The sequence below is a fragment of the Leifsonia sp. 1010 genome, assembly GCF_031455295.1.
GTDB lineage: Bacteria > Actinomycetota > Actinomycetes > Actinomycetales > Microbacteriaceae > Leifsonia.
This window is the reverse complement of the sequence record NZ_JAVDSL010000001.1, coordinates 320517-340147: the sequence shown is the minus strand read 5'-3', so window position 1 is coordinate 340147 and position 19631 is coordinate 320517. Positions and strand designations below refer to the sequence as shown.

18 protein-coding genes are annotated in these 19631 nt (G+C 63.2%); 14 read left to right on the top strand and 4 right to left on the bottom strand.

What is annotated here, in order from left to right; translation table 11 throughout:
- Positions 1–7: 7 nt before the first annotated feature.
- Together J2Y42_RS01625 and esaA are read right to left on the bottom strand one after the other, a co-directional pair.
- Positions 8–649: a hypothetical protein gene (locus J2Y42_RS01625; RefSeq protein ID WP_309854257.1), complete on the bottom strand. Its 642-nt coding sequence runs from the start codon at positions 647–649 to the stop codon at positions 8–10.
- Positions 650–727: 78 nt separating this feature from the next.
- On the bottom strand, positions 728–3535 hold the full coding sequence (esaA, locus tag J2Y42_RS01620; RefSeq protein WP_309854254.1) for a type VII secretion protein EsaA: 2808 nt from the start codon (positions 3533–3535) through the stop codon (positions 728–730).
- A gap of 136 nt (positions 3536–3671) precedes the next feature.
- On the opposite strand from esaA, the gene essB reads away from it, so the two are divergent.
- From essB to J2Y42_RS01555, 13 genes are all read left to right on the top strand, one after another.
- Positions 3672–4805 carry a type VII secretion protein EssB gene (essB, locus tag J2Y42_RS01615; protein ID WP_309854249.1) on the top strand — a complete coding sequence of 378 codons (1134 nt, stop codon included), beginning with the start codon at positions 3672–3674 and terminating at the stop codon, positions 4803–4805.
- A 74-nt stretch (positions 4806–4879) separates the two neighbouring features.
- Positions 4880–9277 (top strand): type VII secretion protein EssC, encoded by a 4398-nt coding sequence (gene essC, locus J2Y42_RS01610; protein WP_309854247.1) that lies wholly within the window; start codon positions 4880–4882, stop codon positions 9275–9277.
- A 2-nt stretch (positions 9278–9279) separates the two neighbouring features.
- A complete protein-coding gene (locus J2Y42_RS01605; RefSeq protein ID WP_309854243.1) occupies positions 9280–9738 on the top strand; it encodes a DUF4176 domain-containing protein in 459 nt (152 codons plus the stop codon).
- Complete coding sequence (locus J2Y42_RS01600) at positions 9732–10004, top strand: hypothetical protein (RefSeq protein WP_309854241.1); 273 nt, start codon at positions 9732–9734, stop codon at positions 10002–10004. The genes J2Y42_RS01605 and J2Y42_RS01600 overlap by 7 nt, the downstream gene beginning before the upstream one ends.
- Positions 10001–10345 (top strand): hypothetical protein, encoded by a 345-nt coding sequence (locus J2Y42_RS01595; RefSeq protein ID WP_309854238.1) that lies wholly within the window; start codon positions 10001–10003, stop codon positions 10343–10345. The genes J2Y42_RS01600 and J2Y42_RS01595 overlap by 4 nt, the downstream gene beginning before the upstream one ends.
- Complete coding sequence (locus J2Y42_RS01590; protein ID WP_309857986.1) at positions 10345–11583, top strand: hypothetical protein; 1239 nt, start codon at positions 10345–10347, stop codon at positions 11581–11583. The genes J2Y42_RS01595 and J2Y42_RS01590 overlap by 1 nt, the downstream gene beginning before the upstream one ends.
- A 6-nt stretch (positions 11584–11589) precedes the next feature.
- Positions 11590–12435 (top strand): hypothetical protein, encoded by an 846-nt coding sequence (locus J2Y42_RS01585; protein WP_309854235.1) that lies wholly within the window; start codon positions 11590–11592, stop codon positions 12433–12435.
- Between the two features lie 98 nt (positions 12436–12533).
- On the top strand, positions 12534–12950 hold the full coding sequence (locus J2Y42_RS01580; RefSeq protein ID WP_309854233.1) for a hypothetical protein: 417 nt from the start codon (positions 12534–12536) through the stop codon (positions 12948–12950).
- A complete protein-coding gene (locus tag J2Y42_RS01575) occupies positions 12950–13423 on the top strand; it encodes a DUF5085 family protein (protein WP_309854230.1) in 474 nt (157 codons plus the stop codon). The genes J2Y42_RS01580 and J2Y42_RS01575 overlap by 1 nt, the downstream gene beginning before the upstream one ends.
- Entirely contained in the window at positions 13420–13890 is a 471-nt protein-coding gene (locus J2Y42_RS01570) for a hypothetical protein (RefSeq protein ID WP_309854227.1), read from the top strand. The genes J2Y42_RS01575 and J2Y42_RS01570 overlap by 4 nt, the downstream gene beginning before the upstream one ends.
- 22 nt (positions 13891–13912) lie before the next feature.
- Positions 13913–14290: a hypothetical protein gene (locus J2Y42_RS01565; protein WP_309854224.1), complete on the top strand. Its 378-nt coding sequence runs from the start codon at positions 13913–13915 to the stop codon at positions 14288–14290.
- A 52-nt stretch (positions 14291–14342) separates the two neighbouring features.
- Positions 14343–14876 (top strand): Imm61 family immunity protein, encoded by a 534-nt coding sequence (locus J2Y42_RS01560; RefSeq protein ID WP_309854221.1) that lies wholly within the window; start codon positions 14343–14345, stop codon positions 14874–14876.
- Between the two features lie 974 nt (positions 14877–15850).
- Positions 15851–16732, top strand: a complete 882-nt coding sequence (locus tag J2Y42_RS01555; RefSeq protein ID WP_309854218.1) for a hypothetical protein — start codon at positions 15851–15853, stop codon at positions 16730–16732.
- A gap of 68 nt (positions 16733–16800) precedes the next feature.
- Here J2Y42_RS01555 and J2Y42_RS01550 read toward each other — a convergent pair whose 3' ends face one another.
- Positions 16801–17316, bottom strand: coding sequence for a MarR family transcriptional regulator (locus tag J2Y42_RS01550; protein WP_309854215.1), 516 nt, complete (start codon positions 17314–17316; stop codon positions 16801–16803).
- A gap of 87 nt (positions 17317–17403) precedes the next feature.
- On the opposite strand from J2Y42_RS01550, the gene J2Y42_RS01545 reads away from it, so the two are divergent.
- The gene (locus J2Y42_RS01545) at positions 17404–17727 is read left to right on the top strand and encodes a hypothetical protein (protein WP_309854212.1); all 324 of its coding nucleotides are present in this window, start codon (positions 17404–17406) and stop codon (positions 17725–17727) included.
- A gap of 13 nt (positions 17728–17740) precedes the next feature.
- On the opposite strand, the gene J2Y42_RS01540 is transcribed toward J2Y42_RS01545, so the two are convergent.
- Entirely contained in the window at positions 17741–19570 is a 1830-nt protein-coding gene (locus J2Y42_RS01540) for a thiamine pyrophosphate-requiring protein (RefSeq protein ID WP_309854209.1), read from the bottom strand.
- Positions 19571–19631: the final 61 nt, after the last annotated feature.

The following is a 19631-nucleotide window of genomic DNA, read 5'->3' as shown; positions in this document are numbered from 1 at the left end:
CTCACCCTCAGCAGAAGATCCGCAGCGCCTCTGTGTAGCGCTCGGGATCGGCACGAGTTCCGACGGTCACGAGGATCGCGTGCGGGCCGATGCGCCGGGTGAAGGCGCCCCGACAGGGAATCTGCACCACCGTGGTCAAGCCGCACTTCCAGGCTTCGATCAGCGCCTCGAGCGAGAGGCGTTCCGGCTGCGCCTCCAGCCCCGCCGGCGACCGACGAGCTCGCCGCTCGAACTGAGCCTGCATCCACTGCTCCGCTCCCTCGGTGAACGCGTCGTCGCCGATCTCCTCGCGCCACGAGGGGCCGACGAGTTCGCGCAACAGGCGCGCACGATCGGGCGAGCCGTTCGGAGCCGCTTGCAGACGCTCGAAGAGGTCGGGGCTGGGAGTGGTCCCCGCGTGCTGCAGCGCCTCCTCCCAGACGTGCGTCCAGGCAGCCTCCCATTCCGAGGTCGGTGCAGACCTCCTCACGGCGGGAGCCACGGCGGTGGGTGTGTCGATGAGCGCGGGCGGGAGATCGTCACCGAGCGGATGAAGCTGCCACGCCTCGCGTACCCACAGCAGTTCCAGCAGTGACTGCATATCATCGTCGACCCGGATCATCATGTCGTGCGGCCACGGATTGCCAGGAATCGGCTCAATGGAGAACAACGGACCCCCCTCGACTCGTTGCTCCCATCCTGCCTTCGGTCACGAGAACCGACAATCCGTGGGCGCGCGAGCCGAGGATCAGCCGCGCGCTCGCTTGCGGCGCCACGAATTCAGCACCATTAGCAGGCCGCCGATCAACGAGCCCGCGAGGAAGACGGGGATCCATGTGTAATCGAATGCGGGTGCGGACGCCGCTGCTTTGGGCGTGCTGTTCGTGGTCGTGATGGGGTTCGCGAACGAGTCGTAGATCTTCGCGGGATCGGCGCCGTTGGCGCGCGTATTGGCGAGCACGGTGGAGAATCGCTCGCTGTAGTCGCTGCTCGTCGCCAGGGCGGAGCTACCGGTGGAGATCGTTCCGCTCATCGCGTCGAGAACCGCCTGAGTCTCGGTCTGCGTTTTCTGAACGCTGGAGACGAGCTCGTCGAAATCCGCGGAGTTGTCTGTGATGATCCGCGCGCTGGCCGCGACGTTCTTGGCATTCGCACTCGTCGTGGTCACCAGTTGCGAGAGGGTCTCGTAGAGCGCCGGCCCCGTTTTCTCGTCGAGATACAGCTCGGAGAGGCCCGGATCCTGGTCGTTCCAGGCGGTCGTCTTCAGCTCGATCACCGTGTTGGACTTCGCTTCCCACAGAGCCGGCGCAGCGTTGACGCTCGTGATCGCGGCAGCGAACCACTGCTCGAGGGCCTGCACAGATCCTGAGAAGTAGCCCTCGGGCACGCTGAGATCGTCCAGAACTGCGTAGTTCGCGGAGATGGACGCCAGCTCCGTCGTGACTGCTTCGATCTGCTCGATGATCGCAGCGACGTTGTCCTGGCCGAGTGCCTGGAAGTTGTCCACGTCCACGTTGCTGAGGTACTTCTCGATGTCGACGGCGTCGATGGTGCCGTATCGCTTGGAGACGGATTCCTCGCTGTGAGCGGCGACGATCCCGGTGGCTCCCACCGCGCTCGTGAAGCTCTCGAGCGTGTCGTCAGGGGCACCGTAGAGGAACTGGAGGAGGTTGGCCGCAGTCCGGATGTTGCCCAGGTAGTCGGTGATGGCGACGAAATCGTCGCCCGCGATCCGGTTCTTGGCGGCATCGGCGGGGACGAGGACGTAGACATCCGTCCCGAGGCTGATGGGCGGCACGGGCTCTGCTGCCGTGGTGTCCTGCGCCGTGTACGACAGGGTGGCGCTGCCGGCGACATCCTCCAGGTCGATCGTGTAGGTCAGACTCGCGGTGAGCGGGGCAGTTCCCTCGCTGTTGTCGAGGGTCGCCGTGCCGGTGGCCTGATCGACCGTCACGCAGTTCGGCGTCGCGTCCGCGCAGGCGGGGGCGACGGTCCCGAGGCTGACCGACATGCGGGACGCCTCGAGTGTCTCGGGGAGATCGACCTTCACCGCGTAACGCGATCCGGCGGGAACCGTGACGGGCAGCGTCTTGGTGGCCGACTGCTCCGCGGGCTCCGGCGGGGTAGAGACGACATTCAGCTGCGGCGCCGGCGCGCCGCTCGGACTCTCCTTCGCGAAGTGCTGGATGAGGCCCAGTTGGCTGATGTACGACTGGGGCTCGAACTCGCTATGTGCCGCCTTGAGTGCGCTGAACAGCTCGGTGTACTGCGCGGGATCCGTCGGAATCCTCCCGACCAGGTCCCGGATCTTGTCCTCGTAACTCTTCACCGACGCTGCAGCGGCCCCGCTTCCGCTGAACGTGTTGGACAGCTTCTGCGCGAGCGCACTTCTCGCCATCTCAGGCGTCAACGTCTCGAGGTTGACGTTGTAGTTGCTGTCCGTGATCGGCATCGTGACGCCGAAGTACTCGGAAAGCAGGCGGGCCTCCAAGCTCATGAGGTCGTTGCGGGACGTGACGAGTTCGTCCTGCTGACGCGTGAGCGACTGTTTGACCACTTCCACGCGCTCATTGACCGAGTTGGCGATCCCGTCGTACTCCTGAACCTTCGCCCTCAGGGACGCGAGCATGCCCGTCTTGTTGCCCGACGCGTCCGTCGACGAGAAGCCGTCCAGTCCGCTCCAGCCGTCCGCGCCGGAGAACAACCCGTCGATGTGCTCGGAGAACGCCTGGTCGTAGTAGTTCTTGTCGGATGCGCCCTGATCGGTGAGGGCGGTGTTGCCGTTCGCCACGTTCGTCTTCGCGATCTGTTCCTGCTGGCTGAAGTACTCGGAGAGCGACGGCTGCTGCCTGCCCAGAGAGTCGCTGACGGACGTCAGGGTGTCCGTCGTGTTCGTGGTGAATCCGTTCTGCGCCGACACCCACGCGCTGTTCAGCGCGCGCAGCACCGTCGCCATGTCGATGCTGCCGTCGTAGCTCTTCGCAGTCTTCTCGAGGTCGGGGCGGAGCGTGTTGGAGACATTGTCGAGGAGCGCGGTCTGGCTGGAGACGACCGACTCCATGTTGACCTGGGCCCCGGAGATGTTCGAGGCGACGCTCGCGAAGTACATCTGCACGATCCGGGAGTTGAAGTCGCGGATGATGGCGAACATCCGGCTTTCGAGGCGCTCTCGGGAGAGCTCGTCGTCACCGACGACGCGATAGTCGATGGTCGCCTTGACCGGATTCAGGTCCTGCAGGGTCAGCAGATCATGCGAGAAGGTCCTCGGAAGCACGACGACAGCGCTCACCGTCTCATCGGCGAATGCTCTCTCCGCGACGCTTCGCGAGACGACCTGCCAGTTGTTCTGATCGGCGTTCGAGACGAGGCTGACGAACTCCTTGCCGAACAGGTAGGTGGCGCCGTTGAAGGTCGCGGGTTCGTCCTCGTTCACCAGGGCGATCGTCTGCCGGTCGGCAGGGGCGGCCGCCGTGGCTGCGCCGAGCACGTTCGTCGACGCGGCGAGAAGGAGCGCCAAGGCCACGGTGCCGATGCTGATCAGAACCTTCTTGAGCATGTCGATCCCCCAGTGAGTAGGCGTCGAAGACGATAGGGATGTGACCTTATCAGGCTATGATCTGTTATATGTCTGTACTGTAACTTCTGACGTACGGCAGATCAGGTGCGATGGCACCGCGACGAGGTGGGTAGGTATGAGGCTTTTCGATGGGCGCGAGACGCTGGAGTTCGAACGCACCGGCGAGACGGTCCGGGTGATGCTGGCCGGCGCTCAGATCCGCATGGATTCCATCGACGTCGTGCGGCACCACGTCGCCCTCGACGAGGAGGTTCCCGAGCAGTTCCAAGCCATCGTGACGTATCGGGTTCCGGACGGCGCCCGCACCATCCGCCAAGCGGCTTCGGCGGCTCGCACGCGGCTCGAGAAGCTGCAGACGGCTCAGAAGCTGGCCGCCTTGCGGCCATTGGCCGGCAAGTTCCGAATCCCTTTCCTCCATCCCGACAACATCCTGATCACCGGGGCAGGCGCCTCCGTTCTGCACAGCGGCCTCGTCGGGATCCTCGCGCCGATGGCCTTCGACGACGCACTGTTCCTCAAGGGATACAAGGCGCTCGTGCTGAGCATCGTGCATCCGCGTCTGCCGTTCGAGAAGCTCATCGATGGCACGGCGACTCTGAAAGACGACTTCAGCAAGCGGATCGCCTCCTTCGCGACCGTGGACGACATCGCTGCGTTCATCGACGCGGAGCTGGTGGCGGAGACGTCAAGAGCGGCGCGCGAGACCGTGTCGGTTCGGAAGCTCCGTTACCGGCTCACCACAGTGCTGGGAACCGTCGCCGTCGTGGTCGCATCGGTGTCGGGCTGGTGGGCGTACGAATCCGTGGTGGTGGCTCAGCCGCGACAGGAAGCGATCATCACGGCCCAGTCCGACTTCCTGACCAGCGACTATGCGCAGACGCTGGAAGACCTCAGGGAATACGGCCCGAACGACCTGCCGAAGTCGGCCCGCTATGTGCTGGCGGTCAGCTCGGTCAAGCTGACGAAGCTGACGGCTGTCCAGAAGCAGGCCGTACTGAACAACATCTCCACGAAGACGGACGACAACACGCTCGACTACTGGATCCACCTCGCGCGCGGAGACCTGGAGACGGCGCTCAATCTCGCGCAGAACCTCGGCGACGACCAGCTGACCCTGCTCGCGTACACCGACCTCTACGAGGCGACCAAGCTCGACACGTCGATGGAGGGCGCCCGCAAGCAGAAATTGCTCGACGAGTATGCCAAGAAGATCGAAGAGCTGACCGCACGACTCGGAGCAACCCGATGAGCGCGGGCCCCGGCACCGACTTTTTCGCGCTCGCGCCAACAGGACCGTCGGATGGTGGCCTCCGGGACGATCGGTTGATCCCGGGAACCGTCCTGTTCTCCGTCTACGTGCTCGGCGCGGAACTCGTGACGATCCCCCTGACCGAGGACCGGCCGTCTGCCGTTTTCGGCGACCTCACGCTCGGAGTGATCAACGACCGCCTGTTCGTCAACGGCGCCGCGGTTCCGGCCGGCGTGACCGAGTGCAACGACCACATGCTCCTCGTCGTGCACGCTCGTCGCGTGGAATCGACGCACCTGGTGTTCGATCCCGACGACCACTTCGTCATCGGTGGTTCCGAGATCGCGAGCGTCAAGACGCCAGGCGACAGCATGGTCGCCATCCATGGCGACGCCGTGATCGCTCGCCCCGGCAGTGGCTTCCTTTACGTGAACGAGCGGCTCATGGATGAACGGGAGATCATTCACCAGGCCGCGGTTGGCGATCGCGTCTTGACCGCGGACTACCTCCTCGAGAGGCGGCCGACCCAGTGGAGGGTGACGACTTTCGCCGAGGGCGCTGCGCTGAACCGAAGCGCGTTCCTCGAACAGGAACAGCACGACGAGTTCCCGCCCGACTTCCCCGACTATCGCCGGAGCCCCCGGATCACCCTGGAGGCCCCGACCGACAAAGTGCAGGTGCACAAGATCGCGCCGGCGCAGAAGCCCGACAAGAACAGCATCCTGAAGGCTCTTCTCCCACCACTGGGGATGGTTGCCGTCGGCGTCGCCACCACTGTGCTCTCCGGGCGCAATCCGCTGATGATGCTGAGGATGGCCATCCTGAGCCTGCTGACGGCCGCCTTCACGGTGTCTCAGTTCGTCGGCGATCGGCGTCAGCGCCGGAAGGAGGACGACGCTCGACGGGACGACTACGAGCGTTACCTCGTCACTGTCACGGCGTCGCTGACGCGACTGTCCGAACAGGAGAAGAGTGTCCGCGACCACAACGCGCCCAGTCCCGACGCGCTGGTGCGCATGGTTACGGCGTACGGCCCGCGGATCTACGAACGGCTTCCGAACAACAAGGACTTCCTCGACGTCTCCCTGGGAACCGGAGACGCCCCGTCGTCGCTGACGGTCACCTCGGACGCGAACGACAGAGACGACGACGCAGACACTCGGCGGGTGGCCGAGCTGGTCGACCGGTTCTCGACGCAGCGGTACGTTCCGATCACCCTGAGCCTCCGAGCGCAGACGCTCGGGCTGGTCGGCACGGATGACGCCGTGCGCACCGCTGCGGCGAACCTCTTGCTCCAGCTCGCGGTCTTCCAGTCCTATCGCGACGTCAACTTCATCGCCTTGGTTCCTGCGAAGTCGTATCGAGAGCACTGGCATCCGTGGCGGTTTCTCCCGCACTTCACGATGCAGGGGCTGAACGTGCGCGGGCTGATCCATAACGCGAAGACCCGGGACATGATCCTGAACAGCTTCACCCAGATCCTCAGCAAGCGCAGACAGGCGCTGAGCCAGGCCGGTCGGGAGAAGCCGGTGTTCTCCCCGCACTACGTCCTGTCCATCCTCGATGACTCCTATCTCGCCGGCCATGGCATCAACGAGTTCCTCGCGGAGGACATGTCGGAGCTGGGCGTCACGGTCATCTGGTGCCGGGAGGACCGCAAGCAGCTTCCCGAGACGGTGTCCGCGCTCGTCGAGTACCGCAATCGGAGCGCCGGTGTGCTCGTCAATGACGACCGCGTGTATGTGGCTCGGGACTTCGTCCCGTATCCGACTCCGGCTGACAGGGATCTCGCGTTGCGGAGACTCGCGAACCTGACGCACGTGGAGGTCGAGAAGAACGCCATCCCGAAGGCCGTCAGCTTCTTGGAGATGTACGACGTCAAGGAGGTCGACGACCTGGGCGTCGCCGAGCGTTGGGCCGGCGCGGACACCTCCAAGACCCTCGCCGTCCCGCTCGGTCTCCGGGGGAAGGACGACCTCGTCGAGCTGAATCTTCACGAGCGCGCGCACGGCCCTCACGGACTCGTCGCTGGTACGACCGGCTCCGGAAAGTCTGAGATCGTTCAGTCCTACATCCTGTCGCTCGCCGTGAACTTCGCGCCGGAGGACGTCGGCTTCCTCCCCATTGACTTCAAGGGCGGTGGGATGGCCAATCTCTTCGCCGGTCTGCCTCACCTTCTCGGGTCGATCACCAACCTCGACGGAGCAGCCTCTGCTCGCGCGCTCGCCTCCATCCGCGCCGAGCTTCAGAAGCGCCAGCGGCTCTTCGCGCAGTTCGACGTCAACCACATCAACGGGTACACCCGGCTGTACAAGCTCGGAAAGAGCGCCGACGAGGTGGAACGGGGCACGAAGTACCCGGCTCTGCCGATGCCGCACCTCTTCCTCATCTCAGACGAGTTCGCAGAGCTCAAAGCGAATCAGCCGGAGTTCATGGAGGAGCTGGTGTCGACGGCGCGGATCGGGCGCTCGCTCGGCGTTCACCTGATCCTCGCGACGCAGAAGCCCAGCGGAGTCGTGAACGACCAGATCTGGTCGAACAGCCGCTTCAAGCTCGCGCTCAAAGTAGCCGATGTCTCCGACTCGCAGGAGATCATCAAGACGCCCGACGCCGCGAGCATCGTCGAGCCCGGGCGCGCCTATCTCCAGGTCGGGAACAACGAGATCTACGAGCTGTTCCAGTCCGCCTGGTCCGGCGCCGACTACGACCCGGGAAAGACCGAGAAGAAGACGGTCGACGAGCGCATCTACCTGATCAACGACTTCGGGCAGTACGAGCTCTGGACCCGCGATCTGTCCGGGGACGAAGCGGCTCAGGAGGCGCGGAAAGAGAAGGTGAGCGAGCTCGACGCGGTCGTCGATCACCTGGCGGCGCTCGCCGCGGAGTCAGGGGCGGTCCTCCCCGAGAAGCCGTGGCTGCCGCCCCTGAAGAGCCGGATCCCGACGCCTCCCGTCGACGCAGAGCCCGGAATCCCCCTCGGTCTCCTCGACATCCCCAGCAAGCAGGCACAGTCGGTCTACCGCTTCAGTCTCACTGAGGCCGGGCACACGGCCGTCTTCAGCAGCCCGGGCTACGGCGCGTCGACCCTGCTCCAGACGCTGGTGATGAATCTGGCCCGGCAGAACACTCCCGAGCAGATGCAGTTCATGCTGCTGGACCTCGGAAACAACGGGCTGCTCCCATTGGCACCCCTTCCGCATGTCGCAGACATCGTGACGTTGGAGGAAGAGGAGAAGTTCCAGAAGGCCATGGAGCGGATCGCCGGCGTGCTGGCCGACCGGAAGAGCCTCCTCCGCAGCGTCGGCGTGGCGACGCTCGCTCAGTACACGGTTAAGACCGGCCAGTCGCTCCCGACCCTGCTGAACGTCCTCGACGGCTACGACGGCCTCGCCCAGGACAAGCGGAAGGAGGCGATCGACGCCCAGCTCATCCAGGTGCTGCGAGAGGGTGCGGCACTCGGCGTGTACCTGGTGCTGACGGCGAATCGCGCGAACTCGATGCGCATGAACATGACCAGCAACATCCCGACCTCGATCGCCCTCTATCTGAACGATGAGGCGGACGTCGCGGCCCTCTTCGGCCGTGATCGGGTCATGCAGGCCGAGATCCTCGGCCGCGGACAGCTCCAGCTCGAGACTCCGACCGCGATCCAGATCTTCCTGCCCTGCGACGGAGCGGACGACGCGGCCGTCCTGGACACCCTGGAAAAGGAGGTCGCCGCCATCGGCGAGGCGTGGACGGGCGTGCGCCCGGAGCGGATCCCAATGGTGCCGCAGGAGCTGACGGTGGAGGCGTTCGGAAGTCGGGTATCCAGCGGGGAGTCGCAGAACAAGCTCTTTCTCGGGTTGAACAAGAGCAGTGCCCTGCCGGAGAGCTTCGACCTGTTTGCCGGCAAGGCGTTGGCCATCTTCCCTGCGTCAGGGAAGCAGGCGGCGTCAACGTATCCGTTCGTGATCGAAGGTCTGCTGGATGCGATCGCAGACGAACACCTTGTCGTCATCGACGCTCATGACACGCTCAGGCCGCTTCTCGGAGCTACCGAATGCCTCTACATCGGAAAGGCGGCGCTGAGGAGTCATGCCGAGGCGGTCAAAAAGGCGCTGACGGGTCTGACCGAGTCCGGAACGCGGACGCCGAGCTGCATCCTGATCAACGGCATGACCGATGTGTTGGAGAAGCTCATGCTGCCGCCCGATCAGCTCGCCGAGCTTCTCGGGGTCAGCAGCGATCACGTCCAGGCGATCCTGTTGGACCACGTCTCCAAGGTGAACAGCAATTTCGGCTTGATCGCGACACTCAAAGAGAACGTGGACCAGCTCCTCTTCGGTGGCGACCTGGGAACGCAGCGGTTCGTCGACAACCTGCCACTCGCGGCCCGGAGGCAGGCGGCCGGCAAGAACGTCCTCCATTCGCTCAAGGATGACGAACTCGCCGAGATCGTCATCCCCACCATCCAGCAGAACGAAGGATGACGATGACCCTCGAAATGACGGGCGACCTCCTGGGCTTGGGGTCCATCGTTCGGCTGGAGACTGAGAGCGCTTCGGGCTTGTTCGTCGTTCTGGCGAGAGGAGCGTTCCGGCCGGATAACACGCGGAACGCGGTCGTCCCGCGCTACCTGGTAGGTCCGCATCCCTACGGGGAGGCGCCGGACAGGGAGACTTTCCCTATTGTGGCCACTGAAATCCATACTGTTGTTTATCATGGCTACACTGATGCCGCTGATATGGAATTTCTCACGGATCTTCTCGACCAGATGGAGAACGGGCGTCGCAAGACGACGCAGGCAAAGCAGTTCGCGGGTGCCCTCACGGACATCCCCGATGTGCTTCCCTCAGGCGAGGCGAGCGAGCAGGCGGCGCAGGTCCGCGCGGACCCGTTCTTCGAGCTTCGTGGGTTGGTCCAGCAGCAAGACAGGAAAGGTGAGTGGTGAAGGTCGCATCAAACGTCGGTGCCGCACAGGAGGCCGTCTCGGGGTTCGCGGAGCTTGATACGAGCGGGGGAGGGCAGCAGGTGACCCTGAGCGTGAGCAACGTTTCGTGCATGCAAGACGGATCAACCGTCGCGAACAAGCTCCTTAGCTGCATCTCTGAACTCGCGTCCGGCGTGAAAGGTCAGGCGAGCAACGTAACCGCCCTTGCGGCCGAGATCGAGGATCGGGACAAGCAGGACGCGAGCGGCTGGTGCGAAGCGCGATGAGGCATCTGAGTGCACAACAGATCGAGCTTGAGCAGAAGATCCGGGCTCACGAGGACGAGACGGCTGAACAGCTGGCGACGATTCGCGTGCTTGAAGAGCAGTGGGACGACTACCGGCAAGTGATGCGGGAGAACACGGACCTGTTCGAACAAGCCGGCATCGCCGTCGGAGCGGATAACTACTTCGTGAAGAGAGGTCTGGCGGCGCGACGAGAGCTCGAGAGCTATGTCGGCCAACTGGCGAACGAACAGGCCGAGCTCTTCGCGGAGACAGTGAGCAGCATCCGCTCGTCATCTGAAGAGCATCTGGACCGAATGCGGCAAGAGAAAGCAGGCGCGTGATGGGCTTGATTTATGACTCGGGCGACTCGGCAGCCCTGAAAACCGCGCTCTCGGCAAACCTCACAGCTGCGTCTGCCGTCCTGACGAAGCTGAGTAGCGCATCCACACGACTCACCACCGCCCTGGGCACGGGAGAGCTGTCCGGGAAGGGCTACACGGCAGTCGATTCGTTGTTTGCACAGATCATCGCGCCGTGCGTCAAAGAAGCGAAGGACGAGATCGACTCCATCGCTGGCGAACTCGAAACCTATACGAGCGAGGACTCCAAGGTGAGCACGTTCGGGGTGCTCAAAGAGGATGAGCTGAATACGCAACTCACGGCGACCAAGAAGCAGCGCGACGCGACCGAACACCAGATCGAAGTCCACGAACGTGCCGCGAACTCGTCGACAGCAGTGCCTGGGCTCAGTGAAGCGTTGCAGGCCAAGAACGCTCAATTGGAGTTGGTGCTGAACCAGCTCGAGAAAGACATCACCGAACTCGAAGACAAGCTCAAAGCGCTGCGCGACTTCGCATCCGCCACAAAGGGCCTGTTCATGGGTCGGCTTGAGAACCTGGCGGCTGCCACCGGCGACGTCATCGCCCTGCTGAAAAGCCTGAGCGAGCCATACGTGACGTCGGGCGTGAAGCTCGACCTGCTCGGGGGTACGGGGGATGGGTTAGGGGCCGCTGCGACGAGGAAGGACATCCTCGACTACCTCAAGGGCGGGAAAATCAAGCCGGACAGCAAGGGCCGCCTGAAGGTCGGCGGAAAGTTCCTTTACAACCCGAAGGGGGACTTCCTCTACGGCGGTGGCAAAGGCTTCAATGAGGCAACCAAAAGCAAATTGGATCACTACAAGAAGCCGATGAATGCTGGGGCCAAAGGCGCCGCCGATGCTCTCTTGGACGACTACAAAGGCTGGAAGGACGCCTCGAAGCTCGCCAGATACGGCAAAGGCTTTGGCCTTGCGGGCACAGCCCTCACCGTCGGCAGCAATGTCGATAAGTACTTCAGCGATGGCGTGCAAGATCGCGACGTTCCCGATTTCGCTGTCGATACAGGTGTTGACGTAGCAACCGGGCTTGCGGCCGCGGGGGCGGGTGCAGCATTCGGCTCGCTTGTACTTCCCCCAGCCGGGACCATCGTCGGTGCGCTCGTGGGATTCGGTATCGGTGTGGTTGTCAACCTCCCGATCTGGAATGGCGCTTCCACGACGGACGTGGCCAAAGATGCGATCAAGAAGACCTATCGGTGATTCGCGGTGAATAAGCACAAGACGCCAAGCGCTGCGGAGGCTAATCGTGCCTATTTCACAGCGTTAGCCAATACCCGAGCGTCGCTGGCGAGTCTTCCAGGTGTAACGATCCTGGTCATTCTGCTCCTCAGCCTCGATACGTTCGCCGGCATTCAAGCGCTCGTGTTCCATGAAGGCGCTGGTTTGTTTTTGCCACTCTTTACGGTTCACTTGATCGTTCTGGGCATGTGCGGCTTCGTGCTGATTCTTACAGTCTCCAGGCGCGCGGTCTTCCGGTTCCAGACACTCTTTTCGGTCGTGATGGCGAGCATGTCGGCGCTATTGGTGTACAGCATCAGCATCATGGCGGTCGTCATTTCATCATTCGACAGTGCCACCAGCCGTCTGTCCCCCGCGATGTTCTACGCAATCGGCGCGGTGGCGTTGGTGCTGACAGGCGGTGCATCCGGGTTCCACGCGTTGTTGCTGCGGCGTCGTCTGAGGCTCGGCCACTCGGAGAACCGCACCGTCGGAAATTACCTGGCTGTTTCGCGGTCCAATACGTCGAAAATCTACTGGGCCACCTTCGGGCTTGTGATGATCATTCCCAACGTATTGACACAAGGCCAATATGTCGTGAACTGCATAGGCATCATCATGCTGGTCGTTTTCGCTTGCTTCACGACCAGTCTTCCGGTCGAGTTCGCGTACCTGGCCTATCTGAAGTCGAAGGATCGTGACTACTGGGAGCGTCCTCCTCGCCCTGTGGCGAAGGAAGTACGTCTAAGACTTGCCAGGAAGATCTTCCTCTGGGTCGTGGGGGTGGCGGGGGCTCTCGCTTTGTTCTGGGTACTGGCCAAGTACGTCCTGTGACCGCGGTTCCCCGCTTATCCGCCGCACATCCTGAACGGTTCTGAACGAGACAACGAGAAAGAGGACTCACCGTGAAACTCCAACCGCGAACGCTGAGCATGAACAACGTCGTGAGCTACACACTCGACCTTCACGAGGGCGACGAGCTCCTGGAAATCGTCGACGGGACTGCCGACTACTTCCGCCAGGTGCTGGTGCACAACGGTTACTACATCACGGGCCCGATGGTCTTTCGGGGACTTCCTGGATCGGAGACCTTCACCTTAATGACCACTCTGGGTAATCGTGTGAATATGGTCGGTGATCGCCACTCCGGATTCGAATTCCATGAGCGCGTAGAGCTGGAGACTGACTACTTCTATCGTCACTGGGATGTCGAGGAGCCACTGCCGTACGACGCGATCGAGGAGGCGGTGGCAGAAGAAGGATTGAGTCTTCAGAGCGTCTATCACGTGATCCTCGACTTCTACGGCGAGTCCGTGCTCGACCTATACGCACACGTGGAGAAGCGGTGATGGCCACGCCGTTTCATGACGTGGCGTTCGGCGAAAGACTGTCCTTTCAGAACGTGGTGAGCCATCGCACAACGTGTCACTACACGGAGATGGCGGCGCAGTTCGACGAGTTCGTATCCCGGGTCGAGGCGAACGGCTGCGAACCCGTGGGGCCGCTGTTCTACAGTCTCAACAACGTGCCGATGGACGAGATGGTCGATATCGAGACGTTCCTCCCGATTCGGCAAAGCACCTTGCTGCGCCACGAGGATTTTTTCTTTCATTCGTACGTCGACGTCGCCCCTTTGCTGAGAGGGATCGTCAAGGGTGAATTCGAGGAGCAGACAGAAGCGGTCTACGCGAAGCTTCTGGCGACGTTGGAAGCGAACGATCTGGAGATCAATTCGCCCTTCTACCACGTGTTCCAAAAGGATCCGTCGCCATTCGTCCTGGTCTACATCGGGTATGCGGCTCCAAAGCAGAGCGCATCATGATCATCCTGTGGCGAGGCTGGGGGATCATTGCGCTCCTCTATGCGACCGCAGCCGTCATCATCGCTGGCGGGCTCGAAGTTGAGGTCCTCCCGAAGTCGGCACCGCATGTGTCGCTCGGCATTCTGCTTCTCCTGGCAGCAGTCGCCACCTGGTTCACGGGCATCGCGATGAATCGAAGACGCCCTCAGCGCACGGTCGAGCGTCTGCTCAGAGCTCGCCGTGCACAACTCGACGAGCTGGTCACGAGCGGCAGATTCTCGCTCGGTCCAGGCCAGCCCCCACCGGCATCAGTACACGACGCGCAGCGCATGTCCAACGATCTGTTCGCGGCGGAGACAGCGGCAACCACCAAGGGTGCGTTCAACAGGCACACTCTCTTCTGGATCCCGATGCAGTACGTCGCGTTCGTGTGGGTGGCCGCAGCCCTGTGGTCGCTTGGATCCGCCCTCTTCGGAAGTCCGAGTTAGGCGACCTCCTATTCCTCCGATCGTGAAGGGGCAGAAGGAGACGTGGGAGGCGTATGAGGCCTCCGATCCCGGGTTCGGGCCGGTGAAGGACCTTATCGTGCGCTCACGGTCGGGTCAGGGCCGTTCCTGCACCGCGGGCAGCTTCACTCTGACTCTGCGGCAGTTGGGGCCGCTGACCTCCGGGATGTTGGATTACTGCACGCAGAACCAGAAAGCCGCCACGGCCGGTTGGGAGAAGATGTTCTCCGGCTACGCCAAGGACATCGAAGCCGCAGAGACGGCTCGGCGGGAGCAGGCCGGCTGGGATCTGATCTGGGACGGGTTGCAGATCGTCGCGCTTTCGGCAGACCCGGCGGCGGGCACCAACTCCTCATTCGTAACGAGAAAGGCGACATCGTGAACGTACAAGAGCTTCTGAAAGCTGGAGTGCTAGTCCCGGGAGAGTTCTCGAAATGAGTATTGACCACGCGGATGTGGAGGCAATGGTGGAGCGCGTGAACTCGGTAGCGATTCCTGCGCATTTCGGTGGGAGTTTCAGGGCGGAGTTTGACGCATGGGTGTTTGCTGATACGGGAGCAGAGATACGGAACTTCCTTCGTGTGGTTGATGATCGCTTGTTCCTGACCCGGGCGCAGCGAGCCAGCACCGAGGAGAGCCTGCAGTTCTCCTCTCCGTTGCTGGAGGATATGGAAAAGTTCCTCACCTATTTGTTCTGCAGCAGTCTCCGCGGTGACAAGGGTCTTCCGATGCTGTTGGTCGTGTCGATCCCGGTCACTATTGACAAGGCAGCCCCCGGTTTCGAGGTCACAGACTCTGGAGATCGCTGGTATGAGTTGCACCACAGTAGCGACGGCGTCGTTCGAACTGGAAACAGGACCGAACTCGTTGAGTTCTCGCACTACGTGAACTTGAGCCCGGAGGAGATTCGGCAATCGGCACTTGATCCGGAGGGCAAGCCGCACTTCATGGTTGCGACGTGGTCCTAGTAGTGCGGTGAGCACGGGTGCTGACCATCGGTCGGTAGCTGATCTGACACGGGTTGCCGATCGTCGTCGGCGCCATGATCACCTACGTTGCGTCCCCCGCCGAGGGTGGCCGGCAGCCAAGAATCGTCTCGAGTGGTTCGTTCAGTAATATGCCGCCGGACTGGTGGATGGCCGCGCGATCGCGGACACGTTCGTGGAAGAAACGGTTTGGGTCGATGCGTCAACCTTGTCTCGCGCGGGGCTGTCCGACCCCGTCGCTTGTGACACGGATCGAATAGAGGCAGGCGCGGACAGCGTTCCAAATCCCATGGCTGTCGGGGGCGCCGCTTGTTGTGCTGGCCGTGCGAAGCCCATCGAGGTTCGCATGAACCCTGGCTCGAGAACCACGGAGCGATTCAGAGTTCCGGCGCCTTGATCATGGTCCTCCCAAAGCCACATCGGTACGACTACGACGGCAAGGCGCAAATCGCGCATCCCCGAGGAGAATGAATTGTCAAACATTACCGACGTTACTGAATTGGCGCGTCTGATTGAATCACACCTGGGCACAAAAGCTTCGCTCTTGTCAGTGAACCGCGAAGATCGCGAAATCCGATTCGTGCTCTACGAAACCTTCGTCTTCGAAACAGCACTCGAACCACGCACAGACATTTTCGGCCTGGGCCTCGTACTTCCCGGGAATATTGTCACGAGGCGTCTGCTCGGGACTGAGTTTTCGTTGAACAACGACTCGGATTCGATCAGAGGCTCGCTGGATCATGCGGACAGATATTGTCGCCTCGCGATGCCGCAGAAGCTCTTGGAGTCGTACGACGCGCTCTGGCCGCGGGCCTAGTGGAGATTTTTGGAACATCGACGACTGAGCCGATCTCGTCGATGATCCGAAAGGAAGGCACGTTCGCGCTGGCGCTTAGCGGCGAATCCGGCGTGGCATCCGTCCGGGCGAGGCAACGGCCTCACGTAGGAGCCCATCGGTGACGTGGAAAGCAAACTTCGTTCGAAAGATGCTTCGGGCTGACTACCGGCTGGACGACGCGCTCTTCGGAAGTGTCGCTGACACGCGCGGAGCCGTGAAAACGGCTAGGCGCTATCTCGAGGCAGACAAAGCCCGGCGAAGCAAGTACGTCGGGGACAGGTGTGTCTACCTCTTTAATAATTGTCTGGTCGCGCTGATTCTCGGCGGATTGAGCCTGGTTGTGCTGCTGCGGACAACCGGCGTCACTTCGTCCGCGCTATCGGGAAATGATGTGACGACCGGCCTGATTGTGGCCGCCGTTCTGTTTTTGTTGTTCTCTGCGAGTTGTTGGTTTGCGCTCAAGTCGCACTCTTGGCTTCGGTGGATGGTCCGCTATTGGAACGCTCCGATGATGCCGCGAAAAGCAGGGATGACTCAGAGGCCGGGGAAGAAGTTCACCAGCAAAAAGGGGCGCTCGCCGGCTCCAACCCGATGGAGGCTTGATGTCCCTCCGGTCGGCCCATCCGACATGGTCGACCTGGCGCGCGAATGGTTCGTAGGCGAGTTCATCCGCAAGCACATCAAGGCGGACTATCGGCCAGGAGATCGCGTCTTCCTGTTATTCGTACGAGGCCCCGTCTGGCAGTATCCGGAGGAGTACTTGAGCGACGACGCCAAGGTGGGCCGCGCGGTCATGATCATGACGAGACTCTTGCCGATTGCGTTGGCATTGGGGGTGCTCTACGGAATATCGCCGTCCAACATCAGAAGTGATCTCCCACCTGCAAGCCATCTCGCAATGGCGGTCATTTACTACATCGGCCTGTGGATGATTCTTATCGGCCAGTCATTTCTTCGCTGGATGGTCCGCAACTGGAACACAAAGGCACTCGATCTCTAGGTCCTATGAATCGAAGGGAGGGTGCAGAGGCGTGATGAGACTGTGGTTCTGCCCGCAGCTCTCATCTCTCAGGCGCGCTCCACGTCCAAGTCCTCGGGAAATCCCTCGTCCCGCCACCCCGGCGGCAGCAGCGTGAAACGGCCGTCGTCGTCGTCGGGGTCGGTGCTCGCGGCCCGGGCGAAGGCTTCGAAGGCCCGGCTGGCGGCGGCCCGCTCGGACGGGGGCATTGCCGCGAGGACCTCGGCGATCGCCTGGCGTCGGTGGCCGATGACGCGCTCCACCAGGCGGCGGCCGGCGCGCGTGAGGGTGAGGCGGACGTAGCGGCGGTCCTCGGGGTCCTCGTGGCGCTCGACGAGGCCGGCCTGGACGAGCTTGTCGCTGAGGCGCGTCGCGTTGGAGGCGTGCACACCGAGCTCGGCGGCGACATCGCCGAGCGTGCGGGGTCCACGCCGGGCTATGAGGACCAGGACTCGGAGCTGCGGGGAGGTGACGACGTCCTCGACCTCCATGACCGAGCGGGCGGCCACGCGCATCAAGACGTCGGCGGCGCCCAGGGCGGCCTCCACCTGCAGATCTTCGCTCACGCGTCCTTTCTACCCTGGATCGGTCAACGCCGCCCCGAGCGGCCTCACTGGTGAGATAATTGCGATATCGCAATCAAAGAGGAGGCGGTGACCATGGTGCAGGAGAACGAGCGGGACGGGCTCGAAGGCCGCTACACGCAGGCTGATCCGGAGGCGCCCGAGCCGCGCGGAGTCCACGGGCAGTACACCGAGAGCGGCGGGGTCGGACCGGAAGCGGACGTGACCGGGACGTACATCGGCGCCGAGCGCGACGGCGAAGTACCGCTGGTGCGCAGCACGCACCAGCGCGCGGGCAACTACCCCAAGGCCGAGCACGAGCACGAGCACGATCACGATCGGCACGGTCACGACCAGGACGAGCACAACAGGGACGAGCACAACAGGGACGAGCACAACAGGGACGAGCACTAGCAGCGCGCCGGGATCACCCCTCGTCGTCGCCGTGGTCCCGGTGCAGCACCCCCTTCACGCGCTCCACGCCCTCGGTGACGAGCGAGGTGGCCGAGTCCTTGATGGCGCCGAGCCCGTCCGGGTCGCCCTTCAGCAGCGCGAACGCCGTGTTCTTGGCGAACTCCGCTGTGATGTGCGGGGGGAGGGGCGGCACGTTCTTGCTGGTGTGCGCGTCGATCAGCGTGACGCCGCGGTGGGCGAATGCGGCATCCCACGCGGCGGCCACATCGTCGTCGTCGGTCACGGTGATGCCGTTGAAGCCGAGGAGGCGCGCCCAGCCGGCGTAGTCGACGGACTCGACGGCCTGTGCGGTCTCCCAGACGGGGTTCGCGTCCTCGGTGCGCATCTCCCACGAGACCTGCGTGAGGTCGTCGTTGTGCAGCACCAGGACGATGAAGGTCGGGTCGGACCACCGTGACAGGTACTTCTTGATGGTGATCAGCTCATTCATCCCGAGCATCTGGAACGCGCCGTCGCCGATGGTGCAGACGACCGTCCGATCCGAATACGCGAACTTCGCCGCCTCCGCGTAGGGCATCGCCGCGATCATCGTGGCGAGGCGGCCGGAGAGGTCGCCGAGCATCCCGTCGTGAAGCCGGATGTAGTGGCCGTACCAGTCGGCGGTGGTACCCGCGTCGGCGGTGACGATCGCACCGGCAGGGAGCCTCTTGTTCAGCTCCGCGTACACCCTGCGCGGGTTCACCCCGTCGTCATAGGTCTGCTCAGCCTGTGCGGCGAGCTCGTCGTCCCACTTCTGCATGTCGTCGACGACCTTCTCCTGCCAGGAGAGGTCCTCCTTCTGCGTGAGCAGGGGAAGAAGGCCGGTCAGGGCGGTCTTCACGTCCGCCCAGATGCTCACCTCGGTCGGATACCGCAGGCCGAGCTGCTCCGGCCGCAGGTCGATCTGCACGGCCCGGGCCTGACGGGTCGCCGGCAGGAACTGCCCGTACGGATAGTTGGTGCCGAGCAGCACGAGCGTGTCGCACTCCTTCATCTGGTGGTAGCTCGGCCGGGAGCCGAGGAGCCCCAGCTGCTGGGTGTGGAACGGCACGTCCGACGGCACGACCTGCTTTCCGCGGAGGGACGTGATGACCCCGGCGCCGGCGAGCTTCGCCGCCTCCAGCACCTCCGCGGTCGCACCGTTCGCCCCGGCGCCCACCAGGAAGGTGACGCGCTCGCCGGCGTTGATGAGATCGGCGGCGGCCTGCAGCTGCTCCAGCGGGGGAGCGATGGCGGTGGATGGGGCCACAGCACTCGAACGCGACTGCCACATCTCCGGCCCCGGCTCGACCATCTTCTGTCCCTGCACGTCGTGGGGAAGGATGATCACGCACGGCTGCAGCCGGGTGATCGCGGTCCGGAACGCGGTGTCGACGACGGCCTGCGCCTGCGCGGGCGACACGATCGTCTGCACGTACGCGGCGACATCCGAGAAGGTCCGCTCGAGGTGGCTCTCCTGCTGGTTGAACGTCCCCAGCGAGTCGAGGCCCTGCTGGCCGACGATCGCGACGACGGGCTGGTTGTCCATCTTCGCGTCGTACAGGCCGTTGATCAGGTGGAACCCGCCCGGGCTCGACGTGGCGACGCACACGCCGACCTCACCGGTGAACTTCGCGTGGGCCGTCGCCATCAACGCGGCGATCTCCTCGTGCGTCGGACGGATGTACTCCACGCCCTCACCGGCTCGCTCGGCCTTGCCGAGAGCACCGTCGAACTCCCCGATGCCGTCGCCGGGGAATCCGAACACCCGCCGAACGCCCCACTCCCGGATCCGCTCGATCACGAACTCGCTCACCGTCGTCATGCTGTCTCTCCTCTTCGCGCTACCGGTCGTTCGCGCGCACACGGCCATCCAACGCCCCGTG